Source organism: Streptomyces flavochromogenes (assembly GCF_000717595.1).
GTDB classification, from domain to species: domain Bacteria; phylum Actinomycetota; class Actinomycetes; order Streptomycetales; family Streptomycetaceae; genus Streptomyces; species Streptomyces flavochromogenes.
Genome location: NZ_JNZO01000050.1, coordinates 1 through 26,754, shown reverse-complemented (window position 1 = coordinate 26,754; position 26,754 = coordinate 1). Strand labels below are relative to the sequence as shown.

Here is a 26,754-nt window from a genome sequence, read left to right as displayed (position 1 = left end):
CGAGGGTCACTCCCCCGGAGTCCCAGGCGAGACCCCTGCGGGCGCGGTGCTTCTGAGCGGAGGTCTTCCGGGCCGCAGTCAGTGACCCAGGGCATTCTTCAGCTGCTGCTTGGTCATGGTGGAACGGCCTTCGATGCCGCGCTTCTTCGCCTCCTGGTAGAGCTCGTCCTTGGTCCGCTCGGACGAACCACCGCCGCCGGAGCTCTCGCCGCCACGCTGCGAGGCGGACTTCCCCCGGGTCGAGCTGCGGCTCGCGGTCTTGCTCTCACCGGCCCGCGCGCGTTCCTTGTTCACGGCGCGGGAGGCCATCTCCTTGGCACGGGACTCCGACATCCCGCGCTTCTCACCGGATTCCTTGATGTGCTCGTACTGGCGCTCGCGCTTGGCGCTGGATCCCCTGGGCATGACGATTCCCTTCATTGACCGTGTGTACGAAGCCATCGTGTGCGTCTCGCGAGACACCCGCATCTCGCACTCATCCCCGCGGACATAGGCGGCTCACCCCCTGCGGGCGGCGTGGGCGACTGTGTCGGTGTCGGGCCCCCTCGACCGGTTGCGGCGCCGGCCTGTGAAGGCCGCTGTGAGCCCGCGGGCGAGGATGAACGTGTCACCCGCTGGGGGCTTCCCGGAGAGGTTGTGAGCGGTGCCCCAGCCGGGATCTGGATCCTCACTCCGCTGCGAGGCCGGGTCGGGACCCGGCTGACAGGGATCCGCAGGTCCTGCTCCGGCATGTCGAACCCGAGGTCGGCCAGAGTCGCGGACAAGGTGGCCAGGAGGTGGACGGTGATGTCCTCGCCAGGGCAGCGGTGCCCGGTGTGCGCGTCCCCGCCGCCTTGCGGAATCAGCTCGCCGGGGCCGGGATCCCTGCCGAGGAAGCGGCGCGGGTCGAAGCGTTCCGGGTCGGGCCACAGAGCCGGGTCGCGATGGTGACCGGGCACGTCGAGGAGCACCAGCGTGCCTTCGGGTACTTCTTGGGCACCGAAGTGCAGGTCGCGGGCGGCGAGGCCGCCGACGAACGGAACGAACGGGTAGCAGCGGCGTACCTCGTGGGCGAAGGCCCGCGCATAGGCGCCGTCGTCCGCACGGAGTTGTTCGCGGACGGCGGGGAAGCGGTGCAGGGCGTGGGCGGCGAAGGTGGTGAACCAGGTGATGGCCACGGTGGGACGCAGGACGTTGAGCAGCTCCACCGCGGCGGTGTGAAGGTCGAGCAGGCTGCCGTCGGCATCCCTGTGCGTGGCCACGGCCTCCAGCACGCTGTGCTGCTTGCCTCCGCGGGTGGGGGCTGAGTGAGCTCGTGTGTCGTCGATGGTTCGGGCGAGGTCGTGTTCCTGGCGCGTGCGGGCCCGGCGGGCTTTCCAGTGACGGGGGCCGGGCAGTCCGTGGCCGCCGTGCGCGAGCCGCTCACCCGGGCCGCCAGCGCCGCCGCCCCGCTCATGCGCTCCTCGGACCCGGCCGTCGTCACCGCCACCGAGCAACTGCTGAACGCCCTGTCGGATGTGGAGAACACCGCGCGCCTGGAGGCTGCGCTGGAGGCGTTCGGCCGGGCCGTCAACGCCGCCACCGCGCCGAGGCTGTCCTGGTGGGCACGGCGCCGTGCCGCACGTACGACCTGACCGTGCGTGCCTTTCGTAGGATGCGAAACGCCTCGTCTCTGGCAGCTTCCAAGCGATTGTACTGAGCGTTCTTGTTGGCCGGGTGAACACGGGCCCTCGGTGTCCGGCAGCACAGCGGCCCGGCGCCCGGTGAGGACGAGTCGGGCCGCAGCATGCCGAGGCTGGTGCTGGGTTCAGCAGGTCAGATACCGAGGGCCTCGATGGCTGCTTCGAGACGGCGGCGTTCGGCATCGGCCTCCATCAGCTGCAGGTTTGCACCGGCGAAAATACCTTCGTCGCTGGCGGAGGGGCCCGCATTGATGGTGTTCTGCAGCGCCTTTGCGTAGTCCTCTTCAGCCTGGTGGTAGTCCCTCAGGAGGGTGGTTTCGGTGTCGCTGTAGGTGCTGGCGGGGGCGTGGAGCTGATGTTCAGCCACGGGGTTGGGGAAGCCAGGGGCCTGGACGGGGACCCGCATCGGGTAGATGCCGAACTTGTCACCGCCGGGGAGGGGATACCTGAGCCAGCCGGAGTAGACACCGGCGCAGGCACGCATGTCCAGCTTCGTCCACTGCCCTTCTTTGCCCGGGATGGTCGTGGATTCAGTGTGGCTCTTGCGGACCTCGGTGGTGTGCGTGGTGGTCTTCGACCAGCGGAACGAGGCGGTCGCCTTAACGCCTGGACCGTCTTTCTTTTCCATGCCGGCCTCGGCGGACAGGCCGAACTCCCATCCTTCCGTGGTGGAGTCGGTCACCGTGATGCTCGCCTCATCCACGTAGGACTTGTTCTGCACGCCTTCGAACGGGGTCGATCCGCAGATGAACGGCGCAACCGCCACACGCCTCCCAGCGAAGTGGAGAAGGTCCGCTTTCGCGATCGACATGAGGGCGACCGGCCCGTACGGCGCGGCCCAAGATGCAGACTGCTTGTAGCGCTCATCCGTTCCAATCGCCCACTCGGTCCAGTCCTTGTGGACTTGGGCGACCTGGCTCTCGTCGATCCCGAACTTCTCGTACGCCTCGGACCTCGGAAACTCGGCCTCGATCTCGGACGTCGTCACCGAGTAGTCCCAGCTCGCCCGGAACGCGGGGCCCGCCCTGAAAAACTCGACCTTGGGGCACCGCTTGAGATAGATCTCCTCGGGTGCGGTATAGCCGACTTGGCGGTCGGGCTGTAGACAGTTGTAGATACCGACGCTGATCTGGCCGTAGCCGTCGGGCGTGTAGCCCATGTGTGGAGTCCTTCCGCATGGTTGTCCAGCCCGCGGGATGCCCGTGCGGGCCGACTTGGACCGCGTCGATCGCGCTCGCGGCATCGTCCGCACGACTCACACTTCCACGGGCTGGTTGTGTGGCGCGGATCCACCCTCCCGCAGGGCCGCGACATCGGCCGGGCTGGCCCGCCCTGGTTCACCCACGCGCCGGAACGCGCGTTCCACCGCGTGGGTGAACCAGGGCGGGCCCTGGAGCCCGGCACGGTGAGGCAGAGTGACGGACAGCCGACCAGACTGACTGTGGGTATGGAGAGCGCCGACGGGCGACCCTCCCTCGCTTGTTGCCGCCGTGCCACGCGTAAGAGCTGACCGCGGCGGACCTTCCGTAGGATGCGAAGCGCCGCGCCCCCGGCAGCTCCAATGCCGGTGTGACTGAGTATTTGATACGGCGAGTCGAGCTGAGTCGCGGTACAGCCCGCCTCCCGGCTGCCAGGTCGTGCGCGAGCTGCTCGGGCCTCCCGCCCCCTTGGGCCGCGTCGTCCACTCCAGAGGCAGCACGGCTGCCTGCGCAGCCGGCGTCTCCGCGGATGCGCACGAGGTTCCGGGGGAAGTCCTTGCTGAACACGCGCCGTCGATCAACAGGGAGTCTCCCTCCAGCCTGTGACAATCCAATCCCGAATCGTCACTTTCTGCTACGGGAGGCATCGTCATGATTCCGTCTGACCTCAAGTACACGAAGGACCACACGTGGATGAGCGAACGTGGCCCGGAGTTCAGAATCGGCATTCACCGAGTACGGCCAGGAGCGGCTTGGGGACGTTGTCTTTGTTCAGTTTCCCGAGGTCGGCAGGCACATGATGGCCGGGGAGGCTGTCTGCGTCGTGGAGTCGCCCTCTGGCGAAATGCGCGTGCAGACCCCCAGGAGCGGTGTAGTGACCGCGGTGAATAGCGCCCTGGACGACCAGCCTGAATTGGTGAACAGCGATCCGTATGGCGAAGGGTGGCTGTTCTCCATCGAGCCGGACAGGGGAGCGCCCGCCTACGGGATGATCGACGCGGCTACGTACGAGGAGATGTTCGGCTAACAACGGCGAGTTCGTACCCTGGCTCGCCCGATCGAGAATGATCGAGGTTAACCCCGAGCCGTGGATCACTCCCACTCAAGTCGCCATCTCGCACGCTCACTCGCCAACTGAAGCGCCCAGTCACAGCCGGGGGCGCGGCGCTCGTGCGGGAGCCGGCCTACAGCTCGATGTCGAGCCGCTCCACGTCGGTGAACTCCACGTCCAGGCCGTGGGCGCGGGTGTTGTTGGCGCGGAAGTACCTCTGGGCCAGGCCCTCGGCGGCGATCTGCCGGAGCTGGTCCTCGCCGGCGCCCTGCTCCCGTGCGCTGAACAGCTGGTCGGCGTACTCGGGCGGCAGGGCCTGGGTGATGTTACGGATCCGGGCATCGTCGGTCGTGCCCCCGGCGGCTTCGAAGCCGAAGCGGGCGCGGGTGGAGACGACCAGCCCGGTCGTGGTCGCCGCCTTCTGCCTCGCCTTCGCGCGGACCTGCGGCTGCCACCTCTCCGATACCCAGCCCCCGCCGCATCACGACCTGGATCATGCGCCGCCCCGACAGTCTGACCGGCAATCAGCTCGAACAGCTCGACCGGATCCTGGATGCCTGTCCCGACCTGGCCACCGCCCGTGACCTCGCTCATGAGTTCAGTGCCATCGCCCGCGAACGTCGAGGTCACGATCTCACCGACTGGATGGCCCGCGCCCTCGGCCAAAGGTCCACAGCCGGTCGAGGGCTTCGCAGCATTCCTCCAGAACGACTGGGACGCCGTCGTTAACGACCACGCTCCACTGGAGCTCCGGCGTCGTCGAGGGGCAGGTCACACGCATCAAACTGATCAAACGCCGGTCATACGGCCGCGCTTCCTTCGCCCTCCTACGCACCCTCGTCCTTGCCCAACCACCTTGATCTTCAGAGCATCAGACGCGTCGCCCGCGCTTGGTCTTCGCATGCACCCGGTTGCGCAGCTCGGTCTGGTAGAAGGCGGCTTTGTCACCGCCAAGCCCGACGGACTCACAGATGTCCGCCACCGTTTCGGCGTCCTTCGCCGTACCCGTGAGCCCGATCTGGACAAGCCTCCCTAACCCCTCCTGCACGTGGTGCCTGCACCCCTCGCCCAGACCCTCACTTTCCGCAGTCGGCCCGTCATCGCCCGAACCCGCTGCCACGAACCACAACGTCTGCAGCAGCACGTCCCGGGCCAGTGTGGAGAGGTCGCCCGCCAGCGCGGCCATGATCACGCCGACCGCTGGCGGAGTGCACTCGAAGATGATCGTGCTTTCCTCGACATGGCCATCGAGGGTGTATCCGATCATGTCTTGGGGTGTCTCAGCGGTGATGATCGCCTCGATCAGGAGCGGCACATGCTCCGCAGAGTCACCGCAGCCGCACTTCAAGGATGCCCAGTCGACGCGTCGCAGTTCTGTTCGTACCAGTTCACCGACCACCACCGCGGGCCCCCTCAAGGTATGCCGGGCCCCCGGGCCCCGGCGCTAGCGATCAAGCATGGGCCAACCGTCGGCCCCCTCGCCATCGCGTGCGTCACGAATTATCCGCCACAGCCGTTTTCAAGAATCGCCATCACCCCGCGCTCGCCGGTCCACCAGGGCCGATCTGCCCAGCCTTCCGGGTGCCCGGAGTGTCCGGGCTGGCCGCCGGAGCGGCCACAGCCGCGTCCGGAGTGGACGGGGCCATGGCCCCCCGTGTGGCTGGGGTCTGGGTGCCCGTCAGGGCGCCTCGCTCATCCCGGCAGTCTGCCCCCTGCCGACAGCGACCGGAGGACCGCCCCTCACATTCGGAGCGGAGCCGGGCGCCCGTGATGACCTCGAGTGGGCGATGCGGAACCTTCCTCCCGGAGCACAACGGGACCTGGGCCGACTGATCACACGCCTCGATGCGGAGCTCGAGCGCCGAACCCTGCCGGAACCCAACAACATCGAGTTGGTGATGTTCGGCTGGTGGTGGACCAGGATGCGGGAACGCTGACGGGCTGGCGCCCCCTGCAATCGAACGAAACCGTCACTCTCCGCGACGACTCCCCAAGATCTGTGCCAGAACCGAGTTTCGACGGCGCTTCGCGTCAGTGATCTTGGCCTGGAGTCCGTGCGGAGCAGTCGTGTCCGTCGCCGGGCAGGCCCATGACGTTCAGCACGGGTTCCTGGCCCTCGGGGATCTCGAAGGTGAAGTTCGCTCCTGACGCGATCGCCGTGATCGAGCACTGGTCGCCGAAGGTCAGCGGAGGATAGGGCTCCCAGGAACAGCCGGCACTGACCAACGCGGAAACGACGTCCGCATGCTTGAGCCCTGCCGGGAAGGTGCCCGTCCCCCCGACAACCGACGGAGGGAGTTCGACGACGTCACGCCAGGTCTGGACGCAGATGAGGGAGACCCTGCGGCAGCGGCAGACACTCAGTTCAAGGTCTCCGTAGGCGAAGAGCCGCGGCCACTTTCTGTGCCGGCTCATTGTTCCGATGTCCCACGGCTCGCCGAGTGTTGCGGTCACATCGTTCCAGTCGGCTCCGCTGAACACCGAGCCCAGCCGACCTGTCTTTGCCATGCTGGTCAGGACATCGAGTATCTCCACGAAGCGGAGCCTGACAGGTGCCCTGACCAGCAGTCCAGCGGTTTCAGGGGTCAGCCCGCTGCAGGTTGTTCGGTTCGGGCTCGGGTGCTGGCGAGGCGGTAGGAGTCGGTGCCGGTCTCGATAATGGTGCCGTTGAAGGTGAGTCGGTCGACGATGGCCGCGCAGAGGCGGGGTCGGGGAAGGTCTTGGTCCAGCCGCCGAAGGACTCGTTGGCGAGTGCTGATACTGCGGGCAGCCATCCAGGTGGTGAGGTCGCGGGCGATGTCGTTGATGCTGCTCGCCGTGGTGATGTCGTGCTCGTTGCGGGTGGTGTCGCGGCGGACGATCTCGTAGCCGCCTTCATCCAGGACGGCCACCGAGGCGAACCAGTCGAAGGACTCTACGCGGCGGCCCGCAAGGGCAAGCACGGGGGCCGGCCGCCCGTCATCACCGACGACATGCTGCACACCGTGCTGCGGCGCCGCGCGAACGGCGAATCGGGCGAGGAGATCCAGCCCGACCTGATCATCCCCACCGGCGAGCGCAAGGGCCTGGCCCTCAGCGTCTACCGGGCGTGCGCCGAACACGAGAAGAAGGAAGGCGGACCCCGAAGCCGTCCAGGCGGCGCACGCCGACTTCGCCGACCTTCGGGTCGCCGACGACATCCCGCGCACGCGCCGACACCCGTGAACCCCAGCGCAATGCCCCGGACCTGAGGATCAGGTCCGGGGCATTCACCGGCGACTCGCCCGCGACGCGCCTCATGGTGCGTCTACAGCTGCCTCATAGGCGGTTCGAGGGGTCGGCGTAGTAGCCGCCGACCTGGCGGTGGTAGTCCTCGTTGCCGAGGTGCTTGTCCTTCTCGAACTCCGGGGCGGCCTTGATCTGGTCCTTGGTCCAGCCGACGTAGACCTTCTCCTCCTGCGCGTCGACCCGGTCGATCGTGCCCGCCGGCAGGAGAACCTCCTTGCCGAAGATCCACGGGCCGGTGTCGACCACGATGTACGAGGAGCCGACCTCGTCGGAGTGCTTGTCGACCTTGCCGATCGAACCGTCGACCGCCTCGACCTTGTAACCCGTCAGGTCGGCACCGGCCGTACGGCCGGACGTCTCGCGGTAACCCCACACATTCTCAGTCATTCGAAAGTCCTTCCGTGAACGGGAGCCGATCGGGAATGGAATTCTCGACCGGCCTTCATCAGGTGCATCACGTATGCAGCGGAACTCGCGTTCCGTCCTGAACTCCGCCTGCCCCGTGTCCGCGCCGCCACACATCGAATTCGGTTCGGGCCGGAACGGCAGCCGTTTCGGGAAGGTGAGCAGGTTCCCTGCTGCGTCACGGCTGCCGCCCCGCAACGCATACGGCTACCCGCGGGATCCGATTTCAATGGGAGCAGGAGCAGAACTATTTCCCGGCATGGCGGTGGCCGTCCACCCCCCTTCGTTCGGGGGTGGACGGCCACCGCCATGCCAGCCCTGAACTACGCCAGGAGCCGTCGTGCTACCAGCGATACCAGCGGCCGCTGCTGTTCTTGGGCCGGGCGACGAAACCGATCAGCCAGATCACCAGGACGGCAATCGCGACCCACCAGAGAATCTTCACCGCGAAACCGGCACCGAACAGAAGCAGAACGAGCAGGGTGGTCACGACCAACCCGGTACTACACGAGGAGGTCCCCATGTCGGGCACCGAGAAGACCAAGGCACAGGCCGAGCAGGCCAAGGGCAAGGCCAAGGAGATGACGGGCCGGGCACTCGGCAACGAGCGGATGACCGCCGAAGGACACGCCGACCAGGCCAAGGGCAACGCCCGCCAGGCCAAGGAAGACGTCAAGGACACCCTCCGCCACCACTGACCACACACCCGCCGCCGGCCACGGCCCCCGGCTCGGATGGACCCCGACCCCTCTCCCCCAGGGCCGGGGCCCAGCCACGTTCCCGGCCCACCACCCTGCACCTCCTCGTCAACGATCACCATCCGGCACGCAGCACACCGGCGCGTTGAACATCATCGAGCAGGACCGCATCGTGGTGGCTGCCGGCGTGTCGGACCCCGTCATGACCAGCATCGACACGTTCGACCCACGCCGCTCGCGTCAAAGGGCAGTCTCGCCGGCATCGGCAGAACGTTCGTCCTACGCACCGAACCCGACGAGTCCGTCACTCTGGCCGCCCTGCAAACCGGGGCCGATGAAGTCGCGGGTTACCTCGCTCAGGCTCTGATTGCGCACCACCCTTCCGCGGCCTGAGGCTTCGTCGCCTGCCAGCGCTCAAGATCAGCATCTGCGTAGTTGTTGAGCTAGTGCCGGGTCAGAGAATCTTTGCCCTGTTTGGTCGTCAGGCGGGGCAAGCTCCAGGGCACGGCGGCGCGGCGGGGAAGAGGTTTCCTAACGCGACGCTACTGTTATGAGGGTGGCGGGAATCAAGGCCGACCGACGGTGGTCCGAGTCCATGCCGGCGGCCTATGAGCAGTACCTCGTGCCGGTGGTCTTCCAGCCTTTCGCCGGGGACCTGGCTGCCAGGGCGGCGGTACTCCGCCCTCAGCGAATCCTCGAACTGGCTGCAGGGACTGGAGTCTTAACGTCTGCCCTGCTCGTGGCGGCACCGTCCGCCAAGGTGACGGCCACCGACCTGAACGAGGCCATGGTCGCTTTCGGGTCGGCTCGATCACCGGGCGCAGTATGGCGGCAGGCCGACGCGCAGCGGCTGCCGTTCCCGGACGGGGGCTTTGACCTGGTGGCCTGCCAGTTTGGTGTGATGTTCTTTCCTGACCGCATCGGGGCCTTCACCGAGGTCCGCCGGGTCCTCGCTCCGGGCGGCCGGTTCCTGTTCAACACCTGGGGCTCGCTTGGGGCGCACGCCTTCGAAGTCGCGCTGCAGGCCGGGCTGGAGCGGGCCTTTCCGGTCGACCCACCGCAGTTCTTCCGGACGGTTCCGCACGGCTACGCCGACCCCGCTGTCGTGGCCGCTGATCTGGCAGCCGCCGGGTTCGCCGTCGAGGAGGAGCAGGAGCTGACACTTCAGGGCTGGGCCGCGTCGACCGCCGACCTCGCCACCGGATACCTCACCGGAACACCGGTGCGCGCGGCCGTCGAGGAACGCGGCGACGGACCGACCGTCCGCGCCGCCGTCATCGAGGAGATGACGGCCCGGCTGGGCCCGGGGCCGGTCACCGCCTCGATGACGGCGTTTGTCTTCCGCGCGGCGGCCTGAACCGCGGCCCGCGCCCTTGCAAAGGTTGGGAGTGAGTCGATCTCGACGGGGTGTGTCCCACGGAGGCCATGCTCATCAGGCGACGTTGGCCCTGGCCACGACATTTCGTAGCCGTTGATCGGCTGCATGCTTGTTCCGCCCGATGATGTAGCGACGGATCATGCTGCCCTGTTCCGTGTGACTGACGTGGTCGGTACCGTCGAGCGCGAAGTAGCGCAGGGCGGTGAACTGGGCTTCGATCCGTTTGAGCCAGGAGCTGTTGGTCGGCATGTAGGCGATCTCGACGTTGTTCGCCGCGGCCCACCTTCCCACCCGCTGGCACCGCTTCGTGGTCAGGTGGGGTGAGTAGTTGTCGCAGATGATCGCGATGCGCACATCCGCCGGATGCGGCGAGCGCAGATAGCGGCAGAGCTCCAGGAACTTGGACCGATTCTTGGTCTTCGTGACGTGGCCGTAGAGCTGGTCCTTGGCAAGGTCGTAGGCGGCGAACAGGTGCCGGACCCCGTGCGATCGGGTGTAGGTGGCCGCCGCCGGGGCCTGGGCTCTCGGTCAGGGTCTTTGCCCCTGCCTCCACGCTCGGCCCACTGCCGACCGGCGTGCGGTTGAAGGTTGAGGGGGCCGAACTCGTCGAGGCAGAAGACGACTTCGGGCTCGTCTTCCTCGGGTACGACCTCGCCGTCGGCGATCGCGCAGAGGTGTTCGACGCGAGCCTTCTTGGCCGCGTAGTCGGGGTCGCGGGAGGTCTTCCAGGTCTTCACGCGTTGAGCGAGACGCCCGCCTCGCGGAGCAGGACCCGAAGGCCCTCGTGGCTGATGTCATCGACCACCCCCTCGGCGACCAGGAAGTCGGCCAGCTTGGCCAGGCTCCAGGTCGAAAACGGCAGGCCGTGCTCAGCCGGCTTGGACTTGGCGATCTTCTTGATCTCCCGACGCTCCGGAAGGGTGAACGTCCTCGGCCGTCCGCCCCGGTACTTGGGGTAAAGCGAGTCGAAGCCGTCGGCGTTGAAGTTGTGGATCACATCGCGGACCCGATCCGCGCTGGTGAACGTCACCTCGGCGATCTTCGCCACGGGCATGCCCTGTGCGGACAGCAGCACCATCTGGGCCCGCCGCCCAGGTCACCACCAACCCAGTGCCCCGGCGGACAATCCGCAGCAGCCGTCTTCCGTCATCCTCATCGAGCTCACGGACCTGCACGCGTTCAGCCACATGATCATTCTGATGGACGGATGCCGCCCCGCACAGCGACACGTCACGGCAGGGCGAACGTTGCCTGATGCGGCACTAGTCGCTGGCCGACGTCCGGCGGGGGCCACGGCCCCGGCCGGGGAGCACACCTAACCGTGGGGGCTCTCCTCCGCCTCGACAAATCCCACGGCGCCAATGCGTAGCCCCTCCTCCCACCCGGCTACGCCACACACCGACAGGCCCCAAGAGAAGTCAGGTTCCGGCGATGTCCGGCGACGTGAACCGTCGGTGTTCGTGCTGTTCAGAAGGGGGATGATGACGATTCCGGAGAAGTCCTCCGCGGACGGTGGCGGTGGTGGGCCGGCGGACGGTTCGGAGTTCGAGGAGGAGCTGAGGCCCTCTACTCGGCCGCTGGCGGAAGCCAGGCGATCGGGTACAAGCGCCTCGTCGCTCTGGGCAGGACGCACGGCTTCGAGGTGTCCACCTCCAGCCTCGGGGAGTGGCTCGGGAGCGGGTCGCGAAGATCCGTCCCGCGGGATCCGGCCCCTGTCCGTTATACGTGTTGCGGCATCTGATCCCCTTTCTGGAGGCACAGGCGGCCGTGCGGTCTCCGGACGGACACCGGACGGCCGGCTTCGACACATGGAAGGCCCGTCTCGAGGCCGCCCAGGCCGTCAGCAGGAGCGGGCAGGGAGGACGGGGGGCCAGGCCGCCGTCGCATCCGCGTGGTCGCGCCTGCACCTCCGGGCGTCCGACAGGACTGGGTGGATGATGCGACATCCTGAGCACTTGGGCGACGAAGAAGGCCAGCACTTCACCGCCGTCCTCGCCCGGTGCCCGGAACCGACCGCCCTCCATGGACACGTCCGCACCTTCGCCGAGATCCTCACCACCCGCTCCGGCCAGCACCTCAAAGACTGGGTCACTGCCACCCGCGCCGACGATCTGCCAGGACTCCACACATTTGCCACCGGCCTGGAGAAGGACTGGGACGCGGTCGTCCAGGGCTTGACTACCTGCTGGAACTCCGGTCCGGTGGAAGGCCGGGTCAACCACATCAAGATGATCAAGCGCCAGATGTTCGGCCGGGCCAAACTCCCCTGTGTCCGGCGCCAGCCGCGTCGCCCGATCCGGTGGCGGCCGGGGACGGCCACCGAGTATCTGGAGGAGCCTGGCCTCACCAGTCGGGGACCTCAGGGCAGCACTTCAGCGTGACCCGGGGCACGGGGTGCCCGGGTCGGGTCGGACTTGGCGGACCTCCGTCTTGGATCGGGGCCCGGCCGCATGCCCAACAGCCGCACTAAGCTCCGACGTTCTGCGGCAGGAGCCCACCTGAGCCTTCGATTCCAAGACGCCGGGGCGCATCATCACCTTTGACTGAGCGGCGGCAAGCAAAGGGGCCCTTGTCGCGATCGGTGGCTACCTCGGTTTCCGGGCAGCTGGCGGCGTCGAAGTCGGCCAGGCCGGTGAGGCGGCCGGGCTGATCCTCAAGTCGCCACGGCCGACCGTAGTCCGTCGGACGCGTTTGCGGTGGGTGGACATGACCGCCCGGGTCGGTGGCGGGGTTCAGTCGCCGCCCGGCCGCCACCCGGTTGCTGCCCGTAGCGCCGTGGCTGCCCCCCACACCGTGAGCGCGAGAGCGCACACCAGCGCGCCCGAGGTGAGGGACGCCAGGCCCAGGGGGTCGCTGGGGGCGACGCTCCTGACCGGCGCGGCCAGCCACCAGGCCAAGCCGACCCCGGCGAGCGAGGCCAGGGCTGCCGGGAGCAGGAGCGACCAGCCCGCGACCGCACCGTAGAGCCGCCTTCCGGGCGCTATCACGGACAGTGGCGCGAGTTCGCGTCCGAAGCGCAGGAAGTCCGTTATCGCGCCGATGCCCGCGCTCAGACAGACGATGGTGATGCCGGCCGTGGACAGTAGACGCAGCCAGCCCGCCGCGATGGTCAGTTTGCCCAGGCCGCCGCCGTTGAGTACGTAGTCGACTCTGGCGGTCATGGCGAGGTGGCGGTGGGCAACCCCGTTCAGCGTGGCCAGCGGAAGTTGCTGGCCGCCGGTGCCGAAGAGAACCAGCTCGCGTCCGGCATCGGCCGCCGCGGCTAGCTGCGCGATATCGCCAGATCGCACCACGACCTCCATGCCGTCGGCTGCGCCGACACCGCCGAGGTACTCCCGCAGCCGTGACTCGGATGTTGCGAAGGAGATCGGCTGCGGACGCTCGTTGCAGGATATGCGCAGCTCGCGCAGCGCGGGACAGTCGCCGACGAGTTCAACCTGGCCCTTGCCTTCTGCGTGCACCTGCACCGCGAGTGCGTGCACTTCCGGCGGTAGCGCGTCGTGGAACGCTTGCACCTTGGCGGGTTCTGCGTAGGGGGCGACCCGCAGCACACTGGTGCCCAGCCGCTCGCGCGAGTCGACCGCTCCCTGGCCTGCCGCGGTCAGGGACGCCGTCCACACCTGGATCTGAACGGCGATGCCGATGGCGATGACGAGGGCGGCGACCAGGCGAGTGACCGTGTGGGGCGCCGCCGCCATCCGCCGCCCGGCGAGTAGCGGGCCGGCGGCGCCCCTCCGGTAGCCGAGGGTCGCGAGATGCGGTCCCAGCAGGCTGACGCACGTGCCGATGGCGCTGGGGAGGGTGACCAGGACGAGCAGGTACCCGGTGGCGTAAAGGACCACGACTGTGTCGGGAGGCGCCAGGTCGACGACCCGGACCGTGAAGAGCAGCGCGACGGGGAACAGCCACAGGCTCCAGGTGGCTCTGCGGGTGCGGACTGCCGTCGGGCGGGTGGCTTGCGCGCGGCGGCGCGGTTGCGCGAGGGCAGTCACGAGGAGGATGGCGGCCGGGACGGCTACCAGGATGCCTGCCACCAGCGGGGCTGCCGCACGTACGTCCCGGGCGGCCAGGATGAACGTCGTGGAAGGGAGGGGGATGTCGATGATGAGGGCGGGCAGCATGGCGACCGCTCCTGCGGCCGCGCCCAGTGCAACCGGTCGGGCCGCCTCGCCGGCTGTGCAGCAGGCACGCGCGAACCGACTGCTGCCGAGTGCCGCGAGCAGCATGGTCCTGCGGTCCCGGGCAGTGGCTCCCGTGCGGACGGCAATGGCGACGAGCAGGGCCACGGGCAGGAGCACGAACCCGGCGTAGGCGGCGAGGAACTCGGCCTTCCCGAAGTAGTGCAGGTGCTCGCCCAGGACGCCGGTACCGGTCGTCTCGCCGAAGCCGCTGATTCCTTGCATCACAGAGCGGTCCAGCATGGCTGCGGTGGGCCGGGTGTAGACCAGGAACTCGCCGGGGGCTTCCAGACCGGCGGGCTCGATCACACCGGCGAGGCGGCCGTACTGCGCGGCCACCGCGTCTGCGCCGGAGGCGTCGAGCAGTGCCCGGGATGCGAAGGCTTCACCGGGCAGGGGCCAGCGTGGCAGGCCGGGTGGGGGCGTCAGCCGGTCCGTGAGCGGCTCGAGGTGGATGACGTCGTAGGCCAGGCCGTCGGCCTCGGCGGGATCCCATCTCCACAGGGCTCGCATCGGCTCGTCGGGGTAGGCCGCGGTCAGACGGGGAGAGCGTTCCAGAGTGCGTTGTGTGCGGCCGTCGAAGGAGGCGTCGGTGACCGCCAGCCCGCCGACGGCGAGGGTGAGCAGGGCAGTGGCCAGGGCCAGGGCCCAGGAGCGGATGCGGCCGGCTTCCGCACGGTGTGCGGTCGACGCACCGATCCTCCACAGCTGCGACGCGAGCCTGCCTGTGGTCATGAGCGGGCCCTGGAACGGGAGGTGGAGCGAGCGCCGGGCAGCCAGTTGAGCGGCGCGGTGCGTTGTCGGCCGGTGGAGGTGTCGGGTGGTTGCGGTGTGGCGGTGGCGTCTTGCGGCACCAGGCGCCCGGCATCGAGGGCGACGCGCCGGTCGGCGCGCCGGGCTACTGCCTCGTCGTGGGTGACGAGCAGCAGGGCGCACCCTCGGGTGGCGGGGAGATTGTGGAGGAGTTCTGTGACGGCGTGGCGGTGGGCGGGGTCGAGCGAGCCGGTGGGTTCGTCGGCCAGCAGCAGTGCCGGTTCGTTCATCAGAGCGCGGGCGACCGCGGTGCGCTGGCGCTCGCCGCCGGACAAGGTGTCCACGGGTCCGTCCACCGGGTGGACGCCGAGCTCGCCCAGCAGATCCGTCGCGCGGCGGTCGGCCTCCTTGGGCCGCATGCCGCCGAGCAGGCCGGCCAGTGCCACGTTCTCCAACGGGGATAGTTCGGGGAGGAGTTCACCGAACTGGAAGACCATGCCCATGTTGCGGCGCCGGTGCCGGGCGAGCGCACGTGAGGACATCGCGCCAAGGTCGGCGCCCGCGACTCGTACGGTGCCCTCGGCCGGGCGGATGAGGCCGAGGATGCTCATCAGGAGCGTGCTCTTGCCGCTGCCGCTTGGTCCGGTGACAGCCACGGACTCACCTGCCCCGATGCTCAGGGTGACGTCCTCGAAGAGCGTCCGGCCTGGCACGTGGCAGGTCAGCCTCTGGATGTCGAGTACCGGTGGGTCGTCTTGGCCTTGCACTGCGCGGTCTCCCCGTTCTTCTCGATGGCGGCTGCATACACTGCACGTCGGCGCCGGGAGGCGGCCTGTGAGAGAGGTCGCCTCCCGGCGCGCGACGAGCGGTTGTCAGGTCCTGCGGGGTGACGCCCCGGTAGGGCAAGGGCGTTCACGGGCCGCAGGGCGGCCGGCTCAGAAGGACTCCATACCGCCGCAGAGGTCGGGCAGGTTGTTGCGGACCTCGCAGGCCTGGCCGCGGAAGATGGTGGAGTGCTTGCCGCTCTCCACCGTGCCCGGGTTGCCGTCGTTGTCGGCCGGGCCCTCAGCGCCGGCCTTGTTCCACAGCGTGAGCTTGTCGGCCGGGTGGGCGTTGCGGTAGTACTCGGCCTTCACGGAGTTGCCGTCCGCCTCCAGGTCGCGGATGTTCATGACCGTGTCGGACTGTTCGGTCCACGCCTTGGCCCCGTAGTGCGTCTGCGACCAGGCGAAGGCCGGGGACGAACCGGCGATCGCCGCGAGAGCGAAGAGACCAACAGCGGCACGACGCATGCCCATCTTCATGGGAGCTCCATTTCCTTGACTGACACAGGGATCCATACCGGACTCGGCGGGCCCCGCTCGAACGTGAATCATTCTGTGAAGCGGAGCCGGCCGAGTCGTTGGCCAGGAGTCGACAGCGCCTTGACGATCCGTCTACTCGCCGCCCCCGGTGGCCGTGGGCGTCGTCTGGCGGTAGGCGGTGGGGGTCATCGCGTAGGCGTCGCGGAATGCGCGGCTGAAGGCAGCCGCGTGGCTGAAGCCACGGCGTGCGGCGATCACGTGCACGGGCATTTCCCGCAGCAGCGGGTCGAGCAGGTCACGACGCGCGTGCTCCAGGCGCTGACGCAGCAGGGCCCTCCCCACCGTGGTGCCGTCCCCCTCCTGCTGGAACAGCCGGTGGAGGTAGCTGACCGAGATGTGGTGCGCGGCGGCAATCGAGGGGACATCCAGCCGGGAGTCGTCGGCGTTCTCCCGGATGAAGGTCCTGATGCTGAGAGCCAGTGTCCGCCGGTGCGTCTCGTACGGCAGACTGCGCTCTGCGTCGAGGGCACCGGCGAAGACCGCGGCGACCAGATCGGCCAGTACGGTCCGTAACCGGGGTGCCTCAGATGGCCGGTACGACCTGCTGTCCGCCACCATCCGGGTCAGGAACTGCGCCAGCAGCGCCCCCGTCCCCTCTCGTGCCGACAACCTCCCACCGATCACGCGGTCGGCTTCCCGCGCGGGCAGGGGCAGCACCGCCTTGGGTATCTCCACGCCGATGAAGCGGAGAGGCTCACGGCCGGTTTGGATCTCCCAGACCCTGGAAGTGTCGCTGGTGTGCAGGTCGTACGCGCGGTGCGTACGGGTCTCTTTGCCGAGGGTGACGTGTCCTTCCCCGCGCTGGATGAGGGAAAGGTGGTACGCCTCGGGATCAGCCTTCCGGATGAGCTTCGCGGTGCGACGGAAGACAAGGGGTTGGCATTCCGCTGGGTAGACCGCCACCTCCCCCAGAGAAATGACGCGCTGGTTCACTTGGAATTCAGTGGCATAGTCGCTTTCCATTTCCATCGGTGCGTGCGTCTCGGCCATGAGGGCCGCGAAACAGTCGAATCGGTCACCGGGTGCCAATTCTTCACTGCGGAACGATCTCTCGGGCAACATGGCCAAGGGTTTACAGCGACACGAACAGCAGGCGCAAGTGACCCTGGCGGCCCCGAGCGGATCCCGGGCAGGGCCAGAACAGCAGGGCCGGCGCTACACACCCCTTGATCACCTTCCGGATACCACGTTCCAGCGGACGCACCGAGACAACGCCATGGAATATGCTTTTCCGGATGACCCTGCAGCGATCACCAAGGCGCACATATAAGCGCCGATTCGCCCGGCTGATCCCCCGCTCTCGCCTTAACCGAAAACATCATAAAACGCCGGGTGTGCACCCACGCCTGGCCCTGTCACGGCACCGGCCCAGCGGTTCCGCTTTCCGGCAGCAGGACCACCGCATCAGGAATCCAGCCTCCAAAGGAAGTGTTCGCGCGTCCTGGGCAATGTGGCGGGAACCCACGCACAGGGGCGTGTACAGGCGTAGGCGTCGAGCCGGAGCCGGGATGACGTCACCCCCACTCTCGTCCAGAGCGCTGGCACCCGGCGCGCATCATCGGCCGGCACGATCACACCGTGGCCCCAGCCACCAGCCAGCAGTGCGGCGCACATCGGCGGGCAGCGGGACGGGAACGGAGCGGGGGCCGGCGCCTCGGTCGTCGTCGGTGGTGACCTATCCGATCAAGTGGCCGAGCTCGGGTAGGTCGGCGCCCGATCCGTCGCCGACCGTGTCCTACCCGATCAAATGGCCCGCGTGGAAGCAGACCGCTCCGCGGCCGGCTCCAACGGTGTCATACCCGATCAAGTGGGACCGGAGCGGGGGCGCCAGGTGAGCCGGCGCCCTGCGCGACGCCGCCCGGCGAGGCGACGCTCACGCAAGAACGCAGGTGGTGAGCAGCTTGTCCTCGTCGGTGGCGGTGTTCTTCTCGTGTGGCTGCTCCTGACGGGCGTGGTGAGGTTCCTCGCCGCCCATCCATGGGTCCCGGTCGTCCCGGTGCTGCTCGCAGGCGGGGTGGTGGCTGTCCGGATGGTCCGGCGGCAGCGGGCGGTCCAGTGGGAACGCGTGCGGTCTCAAGGGCTTCGGTACGCCCTGGCGCAGCTGGACGCGTTGCATCATCGGCAGTTCGAGCACGCGGTTCGGGATTTGATGCACCGTGACGGGTGCGCGGATGCCGTGCAGGTCGGCGGTGCCGGGGACAACGGTGCGGATGTGAAGGCAACCGATCCTTTCGGGCGGCGGTGGGTCATCCAGTGCAAACACCGCCGGGACGGACTGGCCGGGGCCGCGGTCGGTACCCCGGACCTGCAGGTCCTCAACGGCACCGGCCGACCCGTCCACGGAGGCGACGTCGTCGTTCTCGTCACTAACGGCAGGTTCACCAGGCCGGCCATCGAGTTCGCCCGCGACCAGCGACTGCATCTGGTCAACCGCACAGTCCTCGCCGAATGGGCCGGCGGCTCCAGACCTCTCTGGGAGCTGCTGCGGGCCGTACCACCCCCTCGACGACCCACACCCCTGTCCTAGGCATCGCCGGAAGACGGCGGCGGGACCATCCCCGCGCGAGCGGACGTGTTCCGCATCTCGGCGCCAGCCTGCTGAAGGTAGCGGCCCGGCCCCCGCGCGAGCGGGGGTATTCCGACAGAGATGGTGGTCGGTCGACTCGACGATCGTGCGAGCCCACCAGCACGCCATGGAGGGCTTCCGAGGGCGCTTCGGATCGGTCACCCTGGAGGTCCGTCAGCGAGCCGAGGGTGGGGATGAGCGAGGGTGGGGATGAGCGAGGGTGGGGACGTTCTGGACGGGCAACCGGAGCAGGTCGGACCTGCGCCGTGGCTGGCGCTGGCCTGTCTGTTCGGGCTGTTTCTGGCCTACGTCGTGCTGACGAACTTCACCGGCGAGCTGCGGGCGGCGCTGTGGGGCGAGCCCGGGACCGTGACCGAGGTCAGCTGCCGGACGTACGACAACACCGTGGCCAATGCGGGAACGTCGACGTCCTGCTCGGGCGCCTTCACCCCGGACGACGGCGGCTCGTCGTCCGACGTCCCCGTCGAGGGCGACGTCGCTTCGCAACCGGTCCGTGCGTGGCTGGTGGACGGTACGTCCGGCACCGCGTACGTCTCGCCAACGGTGTGGGCGGGGGTGCTCCCGGTGGGACTGTCCCTCCTCCTGGCGGGTCTGCCGGCGGCGGTGACGGTGAAGCGCGTGCGCCGCGTCCACGCACGGCACCTTGGAGAGCCTCTTCGAGGATCAGACCCAGAGTCGAGTGCGTGATCGACGACGGGTACGGCGAACACGTCACCTGACTCGGCATCGACAAGCCGGGCTTCTGGCCAGGGGAGCGGCCTGCGGCTTGTCACACATGCTCCTGCAGCAGCCTCTGCCACCAGCACCGCGAGGGGCCGTTGACACGAAGCGCTGCCTGCCGGCTACGGCGGCAGTGATCATTCCACTGTCAGCAGGAAGATCACTGTGCCCAGGATGAGGAGGAGCCCGCACAGTGCGGCCACGAGCAGGAGCGTGCCGGCGACACGGGCAGTCAGTGCGCCCCAGAACTCCGTCCGCCGGCCGTCGGGAGTGTCGGTGCGCCAGTTCGACGGGATGTCGACGCGTCCCTCGGCGATGGCCGGCGCGGCCCTGCGTACGTCCCCCGGGTGGAAGGAGTAGAAGGTCGGCTCCGCCCCCCACGTGCCCCGGCTTGCTCCGCCGTGCCTGCGGACCCGGACATCCGCGCGATGGGCGGCACCCGGCAGCCAGTCCCTGCGCACCGGCCACAGCTTCGCGACCTCGTCACTGCTGAGCCAGCGCTCCTCGTGGGCTGACTCTGATGTTCCCGGCTCCAGGGTGTCCGACATGCCTCCCCCTCGACACAGCAGGCATCCAGTACACATCAGCTGCCCTGTACGCCGATAGAGCACCTGCCGACGAGGCCGCGGGGGCGGGGAGCAGATGTGCGCGTCCGGCTGGCCACCGAGACGGGCGGGGCCTTCTCGCCCGCCTCCTGCTCCGTCCGGGGGCCTGGGCGCCGCCGACCTGTGCGCGTCACCTGTGAATTGCGAGATGGGGTTGACCTTGACCCGGGGTCAAGGCGGCAGGCTCCTCGCATGGCGGTTCGAAGGGGCGGGAACCCACCGGGGCCGCCGTGAGAACCCACTCTGTGAACGGGAGATGCATCATGGCGACGAGCAGCACCGGTTTCTCCGGCCAAGGTCTGCGCCGGCTGCGCGAGGTACTGGCAGGTCACGTCGAGTCCGGGAAGATTCCCGGCCTCGTCGCCCTCGTCAGCCGCGGGGGCCACAGCCACGTCGAGGCGATGGGGACGATGCGCCATGACGGCGGCGCTCCGATGCGCCGGGACACGATCTTCCGGATGGCGTCCACGTCCAAGCCTGTCACGATGGCCGCCGCGATGGTCCTGCTCGACGAGTGCCGGCTGAGGCTGGACGATCCGGTGGATCCGTGGCTGCCCGAACTGGCCGACCGGAAGGTGCTGAAGCGGCCCGACGGACCTTTGGACGACACCGTGCCGGCCCTGAGGCCGATCACCGTACGCGACGTGCTGACCTCGACCTTCGGGCTCGGAGTGGACTTCGAGTCGATGGCATCCCCGATCAGGGCCGCGACCTTCGAGCGTCTCGACTACAGCGTGGCGTCGGGGCCCGCGCCCGATCCGGACGAGTGGATGCGCCGCCTCGGTGAGCTGCCTCTGCAGTACCAGCCCGGGGTTCGCTGGCAGTACGACCTCAGCAACGAGGTGGCCGGCGTGCTTGTCTCCAGGGTCGCGGGACAGTCGTTGGAGACGTTCCTGCGCGAGCGGATCCTCGACCCGCTGGGGATGAAGGACACCGCCTTCCACGTACCCGCCGACAAGATCGACAGGCTGCCGCCTCTGTACGGGCCCGACCCGCAGACCGGTGAGTTCGCCGTATGGGACCAGGCGGCAGGAGGGCGGTCGAGCACGCCGCCCGCGTTCCAGGGCGCCGGAGGCGGCCTGGTCTCCACCGCCGACGACTACCACTCCTACTTCCGGATGCTGCTGAACCACGGACTGCACGGCGGCGAACGGATCCTGTCCCGCACCGCCGTCGAGCTGATGACCACCAACCGTCTCTCACCTGGGCAGCGGGCAGCACGCGACACCATGTTCGGCGGCGTCGCCCACCTGTCCTGTGGCCAGGGAACGAGCGGCGGCTGGGGCTTCGGGATGGCCGTACGCACCGCTCGCAGCGACTACGCACCGATCGGCCAGTTCGGTTGGTTCGGCGGCACCGGCACCACGGCCTACGCGGACCCGGCCAACCAGCTCACCGGAATCCTGCTCACCCAGGTCGGACTGTCCACCCCGGACTCCCCGCGGGCGATGAACGACTTCTGGACCACGCTCTACCAGGCCATCGACTGACAACAGGCCGAGCCCCGCCCCAGGCGCTCGCCGCCCCGGGCACGAGGGCGGGGACCCGGCCGTGCGTGACAGACAGAAGAGGCACGCCGGTCCCTTTGGCAGCAGCCTGTCTAGCCCTCCTCACACGCGTGCCGCCGGGCCGTCCACGGGTCAGCGATGTGGCAACCGCGCCCCTTTCGAAAGCCACGCCGGTCACGGCGCGTGTACTCGGTCGAAAGGACAGGGACAAGGCGTGGGAAGACGGCGAGAAAGGTCGCCGTGTGATCGTGGTGACGACGACGGCGTCCCCGGCCCCCCTCTGCGGCCGCCGGCGCCCGCCACCGCGGTGTGCGTCCCACACAGCGGGGATCGGGCGCCACCCTGGATCCCGTCGCCGGCGGCGACGGGACCATCCCCGCGCGTGCGAGGAGCAGGCCACTGCCTGGCGGGGGCTTCGCTGATGGGGGGACCATTCCCGCGCGTGCGGGTGCATATCCAGAGCGGTCCCAGGCGCTCGATCCCCGCATGCCTCGGGCACCGTGATCCACACCCCGGCTTTCCCGGACCCCGGGGCCGTAGCGCCTACCGCCAGGTGGCCGCGTCCGGGTCGATGCCGTGGGCGCGGGCGCTCGCGTCCACGACCGTGCGGAACCACGCTGCGAGACCCGGGCGAACGCCGTCGTAGTGCGCGGCGAAGCCGGGATCCGACGCGTACGTGCGGGCCAGGCAGACCTGCATCTCCCTCGTCAGGGGGAAGTACGTGGCGAAGACGGCGCGGTGGCGGTCGACGAGGGCGTTCGCCTCCGGGCTGCCCGGTGCGACGCCCGCGTCCAGCGCGGACGCGAGCTCACCTTCCAGGGCGGCTACCGCGTCGTGGACCGCCTGCCACTCCTCGGGCGTGCGGGCTGCCGAACGCTCGGCGTACTGACGCCACTGCAGGGTGTCCCCGTACCGCTGCCGGGCCTTCACCGGCCCCTCCGGGTCCCAGTCCGCGCCGAAGATCGCGGCCTGCTGTTCGACGGTCAGCAGCAGACCGCGCTCGTGCGCCTCGATCATCCGGTCCAGGCCGGCGCCGAGCCGCTGGAGCCGCTCGACGCGTTCCGCGACCTGGGCGCGCTGGGTGCGCAGCGCGGCGGGGACATCGGTGCCGGCGTCGTCCAGGACGGCCTGGATCCGGTCCAGGCCGAGGCCGAGCTCGCGGTAGACGACGACGCGGTGCAGGCGTTCGAGATCGGCGGCGGTGTAGAGCCGGTATCCGGCGCCCGTACGCAGCGAGGGCCGGGCCAGGCCGATCTCGTCCCAGTGGTGCAGCGCGCGGACGGTGACGCCGAGGCGTGCGGAGACCTGGCCGACGGTGAGGCCTTCGGTGTCCGTCTCTTCGGTGCCGGTGCCGGTGCCAGTGCCAGTGTCGGTGTCGGTGCCGGTGTCAGTGTCGGGCATGCTCCTCATTCTCGTCGGGGTGAGTGGTCGGCCCGGTGATGCCGATCTCGGCGAGGTTTCGCGCCTCCTGGCTCGCGGGGTCGTACGGCTTCGCCGCCGTGAGGACGACCCGGGCCTTCTCCGGGGTGATCACCTCGACGTCGCGGGTGTTCCAGAGGGTGTCCCGGGGACTGTCGGCCGAGACGGAGTCGGGGCGGACCGCCCGGCAGGCGTCGACGATCCCGTCGATCTGGCCGAGCACGCACGCGAAACTGACGCTCATCGCCGGGGCCTCGGCGGAGGCCGAGTCCGCCGCGACAAGCAGGACGTCCTGGAACGCCCAGCGGCGCAGGTGCACCAGGGTGCCGGGGACCGAGAACAGCTCGAAGAAGCCGAGGCCGCGGGTCCAGAAGTCCAGGGAGGCGGCCAGGTCGGTGGTGGGGACGGTGACGAAGGCCGGCATGCCGTAGATGCCGTGGAAGGGCTCCGGCGGCACGGCATCGGGGCCGGGGGCGGGTACGGGACTGACCTCGAAGGCGTCGTAGTAGTCGCCGTTGGTGTTGGTGTTGGTGTTCTGGTCGGTCATGTCCTTCACCTTTCAGCCTCACGCTGCGTGAGGGTCAAGTCCGAGAATGACCGGCCCCGTCCCCCGCCTGTGTGGATGGCTGCCGGGGTGACTCCGGAGCTGGAGACCATGGCATTCGATTCGGCCGAGGGGTTCACGGCGTGGCTCGCCGAGCACCACTGCCTCCGGCCCGGCATCTGGCTCAATGTCCTGCCAGTGGTCTGCCCGCAGGCAGTCCCCGTTGTCGCCTCTTCTTCTGAACGGCGGAAGTCGGCCAGCTTTTCGATGCGGCCTTGACCCGCGATCCCTTGAGGGAACGTCACGCGCAAGGTTTTGCAAGTGGTGCGCCTTGGGAGGGTGTTGTGGAACTAGAGTTCACCGGCATCGACCTTGTTTGCGAAGGAGCGCAGGTGTGGTCGGCAGCGGTTCCTCAGCGGCCTGTATAGCCGGCGTGACGCCGGCGTGACGTTGCGCGATCTGGACGCGGCCGCAGATCGGCTGGCCAGGGGGCGTTGCCGGATCAGGCGCTGCTCCAGCGCAGAACGGTCTCTCCGTCGGCGGTGAGCCATGTGCCGTCGCCGAGCGGGACGGCGCAGACCCCCGACGTCTCCGGGTAGTCGACTTCGGCGAGAGGCGTGAGCGTGTGGGCGTCGAGCAGGAGGTGAGTACCTTCCTCCGCCCACTGCTCCTCGGCCACAACGACCAGGACCCGCTTCTCGCCGACGAAGCCCGGGGTGCAGCCGGCGAAGACCCACTCCTCGGGAAGTACCTCACCGGCCTCGATGATGACGTCGTCGACACCCTCCTGTGTACGGCAGAGACAGCCCCCGCCGACGTCCTGGCCGACCAGCACCCCGTCTGCACCCAGGCCGACGTACGGCTCCTCGGCGGTGCCCGCCGCCCGGACGTCGAGTCCGCCGGTGGTGCAGGTGATCAGGAGACAGTGCGTACCGTCCTGGCCCATGGACGCGGTGAGCAGAGTCTCGGGGCGTGCGTCCGGGAACTGCTGGAAGGCGTACGTCGCTGAGAAGGACGGCAGGACGTGCTCGGCCAGCACCTCGCCGCCTACGCCCACAACGTCGCCCAGACCGCCGCCCGCGAAGGCGTCTCCGCCGGCCGCATGTACGAAGCAGGGCCAGGGGACGGGGCGGCCAAGGCACGCTCGACGGTGAACGCTCGGCGGAGACCTCCTCGTCGACAGCCACATCGCCACCACGGGCAGCACCACCGACCGCATCCGGATAACCGTCCAGGGCCGCGCGACCTCCCTCTTCCCCGGTATGGGCGGCTGGCCGGTCACCGCCTCCGCGTCCGGCCCCGTCGAACGATGGACCACCACAGGAGGCCGATGATGCGCCGCCCACTCGACTCGCCCCGGCCAGCCGTGCAGCACAACTCGGACCGGGGCGACGCCGCGATCGAGGCGGTGGTCGTCGTCCCCCTCCTGATCGCGATCGCGCTGGTCTTCATCGCCGGCGTCCGCCTCTCCCTCGCCGCGCAGAAGACCGACGCCGCCGCTCAGGCCGCCGCCCGCGCCGCGTCCCTCGAACGCACCCCCACCGCCGGGCAGTCAGCCGCCCGGGCCGCGGCCTCCGACGCCCTCGGCGAGCGGAATCAGGCTTGCACCTCCACCCGCGTCACGGTCGATACGAGCGGCCTGGGCGCCCGGCTCGGCCAGGTCTCCTCGGTCACCGTGACCGTCACGTGCACCGTCCCCCTGGGCGACCTCCTCCTCTTCGGAGGCGGGCCAGGAGTCCGGACCATGACCTCCTCGTTCACCTCCATCGTCGACGCCTACCGGGAACGCGGATGAGCTCGAGGCCCCCGCAGGACGGCGGAACGGGAGCGACGACCGGGGCGCGGTCTCCCCTTTCGTCGCCATCATCACCGTCCCTCTTCTCTTCCTGGGCGGCCTGCTCGCCGTCGCCGCCTTCGGAATCACCCGCGCCCACGAACGCACCGACGGCATCGCCACCGAAGCGGCCCGCACGGCCGCCCAGGCCATCGATCCCGCCCGCGCCGTCACCGGCGAGGGCGTCGTCGCCGACCCCGAGTCCGCCGCCTTGGCCGCACGCGCCTACCTCAACAAGGCCGGCGCGCGCGGCACGGTCACCGTCTCCGGTGACGGCCGCCGCATCACCATCCGCGCCGCCGGCACCTACCAAGGCGTGTTCGTCCCCCCATACCTGGACCGTCCACGCCAGCAGCTCCGCGACCCTGCTGCACAGCACGACCCGACCTGTGAAGGACTGACCCCTGATGCCCGCTCCCCGCTCCCTCGGGCGGCGCCTGCTGCGCGCCCTGGTGTCCACGGTCGTGCTGACGGCCCTCCTGGCCGGCCTTCCCTGGCTGCTTACGCCACCACCACCGCCGTCTGGGCCCAGGGCACCGACGCCATCGCCCACCTGTTCACCCGCCAGGACACCGGCGCCGCCTTCATGCTCGCCCTCTGCGCGATGGGCTGGATCGCCTGGGCCGCCTTCGCCCTCTCCGTCTGCTGGAGATCCCCGCCCAACTCCGAGGCCGCAGCGCACCAAGTCTTCCCGGACTGCGTCTGTCCCAACGTGCCGCCGGCACGCTCGTTTCCGGGATCCTCGTTCTCTTCGCCTCCAGCACCCTTGACTCCGCAACACCCACCCTCGCAGCACCCATCACCGCCACCACGACTGTTGAGATCGTCCACCCGGGCTCTGCGGCGACGGCCACGACGGACGAGCGCGCCGCCGAAACGACCGGTACGAAGCGAGCGGCAGCGCCTGCATACACCGTCCGCGACGCACGTCCTGCCGAAAGCCTATGGAGCATCGCCGAGAAGCTCTACGGCCACGGCGAGCTCTACACGAAGATCGCCGACGCGAACGAGGGCCGGCGGATGGCCGACGGCACCCTCTTCCATGCCGACACACCCATCCAGCCCGGATGGACCCTCACACTCCCCCACGCCCACGCCCCCACAGACACCACGCCCCCGACTGCCACAGCAGATCACTCCGTGCACTCCACGGGTCCGGCGGCCCGAGACGACATCGGCAGCCGCCCCGCTCCCGGGTGCAGCCAGTGGCGAGCAGCCGGTCGAAGTGACAGTTCGCGAGGGTGACAGCCTCTGGACGATCGCTGGCGCGCACGACAACCCCGAGGACTGGCCCGCCATCTACGAAGCCAACAAGGGCGAACCCATGCCGGGCGGCGGGCACCTTCGACAACCCCGACGTGATCCTCCCCGGCCAGGTGCTGGACCTGCCCGGGACCAAGGCCCCCAGCAAACGGGCCCCGGACCGCAGCACGACCAAGCCGAAGACACCCGCTCCGCCCGAGGAAACCCAGCCCTCGCAGAAGCCGTCGTCCCCGAGTACTCCCGGCGCGGGCGCCGAGGCCGGCCAAGACGCCCCGCCCGCCGCCACCCCGTCTCCCTCCCCCACTGCCCAGCCCCCGACC

At 69.1% G+C, this 26,754-nt stretch carries 25 protein-coding genes and 4 pseudogenes; 10 read left to right on the top strand and 19 right to left on the bottom strand.

What is annotated here, in order from left to right:
* Nucleotides 1-78: 78 nt before the first annotated feature.
* Entirely contained in the window at nt 79-405 is a 327-nt protein-coding gene (locus IF00_RS0138485; RefSeq protein WP_030326462.1) for a plasmid stabilization protein, read from the bottom strand.
* A gap of 11 nt (nt 406-416) precedes the next feature.
* Nucleotides 417-1,157: a cytochrome P450 gene (locus tag IF00_RS47375; protein ID WP_342451072.1), complete on the bottom strand. Its 741-nt coding sequence runs from the start codon at nt 1,155-1,157 to the stop codon at nt 417-419.
* A 231-nt stretch (nt 1,158-1,388) separates the two neighbouring features.
* Between IF00_RS47375 and IF00_RS47370 the strand changes: the two genes are divergently transcribed.
* On the top strand, nt 1,389-1,613 hold the full coding sequence (locus IF00_RS47370) for a hypothetical protein (RefSeq protein WP_078945032.1): 225 nt from the start codon (nt 1,389-1,391) through the stop codon (nt 1,611-1,613).
* Nucleotides 1,614-1,794: 181 nt separating this feature from the next.
* Here the strand turns inward: IF00_RS47370 and IF00_RS0138470 are convergent, their stop codons facing one another.
* Nucleotides 1,795-2,820: a hypothetical protein gene (locus tag IF00_RS0138470; RefSeq protein ID WP_030326455.1), complete on the bottom strand. Its 1,026-nt coding sequence runs from the start codon at nt 2,818-2,820 to the stop codon at nt 1,795-1,797.
* A gap of 743 nt (nt 2,821-3,563) precedes the next feature.
* Here IF00_RS0138470 and IF00_RS41985 point away from each other — a divergent pair.
* Complete coding sequence (locus IF00_RS41985) at nt 3,564-3,887, top strand: glycine cleavage system protein H (RefSeq protein ID WP_245234747.1); 324 nt, start codon at nt 3,564-3,566, stop codon at nt 3,885-3,887.
* Between the two features lie 157 nt (nt 3,888-4,044).
* Here the strand turns inward: IF00_RS41985 and tpg are convergent.
* From tpg to IF00_RS0138435, 6 genes and pseudogenes are all read right to left on the bottom strand, one after another.
* A pseudogene (gene tpg, locus IF00_RS47365) lies at nt 4,045-4,365 on the bottom strand (telomere-protecting terminal protein Tpg); the annotation flags it as partial.
* Nucleotides 4,366-4,782: 417 nt separating this feature from the next.
* Nucleotides 4,783-5,313: a hypothetical protein gene (locus IF00_RS0138460; protein ID WP_158710577.1), complete on the bottom strand. Its 531-nt coding sequence runs from the start codon at nt 5,311-5,313 to the stop codon at nt 4,783-4,785.
* A gap of 629 nt (nt 5,314-5,942) precedes the next feature.
* Nucleotides 5,943-6,419, bottom strand: coding sequence for a hypothetical protein (locus IF00_RS46315; protein ID WP_167346908.1), 477 nt, complete (start codon nt 6,417-6,419; stop codon nt 5,943-5,945).
* Between the two features lie 77 nt (nt 6,420-6,496).
* Nucleotides 6,497-6,660 (bottom strand): annotated as a pseudogene (locus tag IF00_RS44435) (ATP-binding protein); the annotation flags it as partial.
* A gap of 548 nt (nt 6,661-7,208) precedes the next feature.
* Nucleotides 7,209-7,565, bottom strand: coding sequence for a hypothetical protein (locus IF00_RS0138440; RefSeq protein WP_030326444.1), 357 nt, complete (start codon nt 7,563-7,565; stop codon nt 7,209-7,211).
* 361 nt (nt 7,566-7,926) lie between these two features.
* Nucleotides 7,927-8,106 (bottom strand): hypothetical protein, encoded by a 180-nt coding sequence (locus IF00_RS0138435; RefSeq protein ID WP_030326442.1) that lies wholly within the window; start codon nt 8,104-8,106, stop codon nt 7,927-7,929.
* On the opposite strand from IF00_RS0138435, the gene IF00_RS44425 reads away from it, so the two are divergent.
* Both IF00_RS44425 and IF00_RS0138425 read left to right on the top strand, forming a co-directional pair.
* Nucleotides 8,105-8,281: a CsbD family protein gene (locus IF00_RS44425; RefSeq protein WP_078945031.1), complete on the top strand. Its 177-nt coding sequence runs from the start codon at nt 8,105-8,107 to the stop codon at nt 8,279-8,281. The two genes, IF00_RS0138435 and IF00_RS44425, sit on opposite strands and share 2 nt — an antisense overlap.
* 550 nt (nt 8,282-8,831) lie before the next feature.
* Nucleotides 8,832-9,638, top strand: coding sequence for a class I SAM-dependent methyltransferase (locus tag IF00_RS0138425; protein WP_245234746.1), 807 nt, complete (start codon nt 8,832-8,834; stop codon nt 9,636-9,638).
* Nucleotides 9,639-9,713: 75 nt separating this feature from the next.
* Here IF00_RS0138425 and IF00_RS47910 read toward each other — a convergent pair.
* A pseudogene (locus IF00_RS47910) lies at nt 9,714-10,846 on the bottom strand (IS630 family transposase).
* A gap of 174 nt (nt 10,847-11,020) precedes the next feature.
* Between IF00_RS47910 and IF00_RS47905 the strand changes: the two are divergent.
* Nucleotides 11,021-12,040 (top strand): transposase, encoded by a 1,020-nt coding sequence (locus IF00_RS47905; protein WP_078945030.1) that lies wholly within the window; start codon nt 11,021-11,023, stop codon nt 12,038-12,040.
* A 351-nt stretch (nt 12,041-12,391) separates the two neighbouring features.
* Here IF00_RS47905 and IF00_RS0138410 read toward each other — a convergent pair whose 3' ends face one another.
* The 4 genes from IF00_RS0138410 to IF00_RS0138395 form a co-directional block, all read right to left on the bottom strand.
* A complete protein-coding gene (locus tag IF00_RS0138410; RefSeq protein WP_030326435.1) occupies nt 12,392-14,572 on the bottom strand; it encodes a hypothetical protein in 2,181 nt (726 codons plus the stop codon).
* Nucleotides 14,569-15,246, bottom strand: a complete 678-nt coding sequence (locus IF00_RS0138405) for an ABC transporter ATP-binding protein (protein ID WP_388310197.1) — start codon at nt 15,244-15,246, stop codon at nt 14,569-14,571. The genes IF00_RS0138410 and IF00_RS0138405 overlap by 4 nt, the downstream gene beginning before the upstream one ends.
* A 279-nt stretch (nt 15,247-15,525) precedes the next feature.
* Nucleotides 15,526-15,894, bottom strand: a complete 369-nt coding sequence (locus IF00_RS0138400; protein ID WP_030326431.1) for a hypothetical protein — start codon at nt 15,892-15,894, stop codon at nt 15,526-15,528.
* A gap of 132 nt (nt 15,895-16,026) precedes the next feature.
* The gene (locus IF00_RS0138395) at nt 16,027-16,944 is read right to left on the bottom strand and encodes a helix-turn-helix transcriptional regulator (protein ID WP_245234745.1); all 918 of its coding nucleotides are present in this window, start codon (nt 16,942-16,944) and stop codon (nt 16,027-16,029) included.
* A gap of 817 nt (nt 16,945-17,761) precedes the next feature.
* On the opposite strand from IF00_RS0138395, the gene IF00_RS44410 reads away from it, so the two are divergent.
* Nucleotides 17,762-18,481, top strand: coding sequence for a restriction endonuclease (locus IF00_RS44410; protein ID WP_388310307.1), 720 nt, complete (start codon nt 17,762-17,764; stop codon nt 18,479-18,481).
* 249 nt (nt 18,482-18,730) lie between these two features.
* Complete coding sequence (locus tag IF00_RS0138385; protein ID WP_030326426.1) at nt 18,731-19,228, top strand: hypothetical protein; 498 nt, start codon at nt 18,731-18,733, stop codon at nt 19,226-19,228.
* A 170-nt stretch (nt 19,229-19,398) separates the two neighbouring features.
* Here the strand turns inward: IF00_RS0138385 and IF00_RS0138380 are convergent, their stop codons facing one another.
* The gene (locus IF00_RS0138380; protein WP_030326424.1) at nt 19,399-19,809 is read right to left on the bottom strand and encodes a hypothetical protein; all 411 of its coding nucleotides are present in this window, start codon (nt 19,807-19,809) and stop codon (nt 19,399-19,401) included.
* Nucleotides 19,810-20,129: 320 nt separating this feature from the next.
* Between IF00_RS0138380 and IF00_RS0138375 the strand changes: the two genes are divergently transcribed.
* On the top strand, nt 20,130-21,356 hold the full coding sequence (locus tag IF00_RS0138375; protein WP_030326422.1) for a serine hydrolase domain-containing protein: 1,227 nt from the start codon (nt 20,130-20,132) through the stop codon (nt 21,354-21,356).
* 561 nt (nt 21,357-21,917) lie between these two features.
* Here IF00_RS0138375 and IF00_RS0138370 read toward each other — a convergent pair.
* The 3 genes from IF00_RS0138370 to IF00_RS0138355 form a co-directional block, all read right to left on the bottom strand.
* Nucleotides 21,918-22,775, bottom strand: a complete 858-nt coding sequence (locus tag IF00_RS0138370; RefSeq protein ID WP_051820845.1) for a MerR family transcriptional regulator — start codon at nt 22,773-22,775, stop codon at nt 21,918-21,920.
* Complete coding sequence (locus IF00_RS0138365; protein ID WP_030326419.1) at nt 22,762-23,340, bottom strand: glycosyl transferase; 579 nt, start codon at nt 23,338-23,340, stop codon at nt 22,762-22,764. The genes IF00_RS0138370 and IF00_RS0138365 overlap by 14 nt, the downstream gene beginning before the upstream one ends.
* A gap of 499 nt (nt 23,341-23,839) precedes the next feature.
* Nucleotides 23,840-24,376 (bottom strand): hypothetical protein, encoded by a 537-nt coding sequence (locus IF00_RS0138355; protein WP_158710575.1) that lies wholly within the window; start codon nt 24,374-24,376, stop codon nt 23,840-23,842.
* A 291-nt stretch (nt 24,377-24,667) separates the two neighbouring features.
* Here IF00_RS0138355 and IF00_RS0138350 point away from each other — a divergent pair, with 291 nt between their 5' ends.
* Entirely contained in the window at nt 24,668-25,132 is a 465-nt protein-coding gene (locus tag IF00_RS0138350) for a TadE/TadG family type IV pilus assembly protein (protein WP_063740724.1), read from the top strand.
* Here IF00_RS0138350 and IF00_RS45390 read toward each other — a convergent pair.
* Complete coding sequence (locus IF00_RS45390; protein ID WP_158710574.1) at nt 25,095-25,550, bottom strand: hypothetical protein; 456 nt, start codon at nt 25,548-25,550, stop codon at nt 25,095-25,097. The two genes, IF00_RS0138350 and IF00_RS45390, sit on opposite strands and share 38 nt — an antisense overlap.
* 979 nt (nt 25,551-26,529) lie before the next feature.
* Between IF00_RS45390 and IF00_RS47360 the strand changes: the two are divergent.
* Nucleotides 26,530-26,754: pseudogene (locus tag IF00_RS47360) on the top strand (hypothetical protein); the annotation flags it as partial.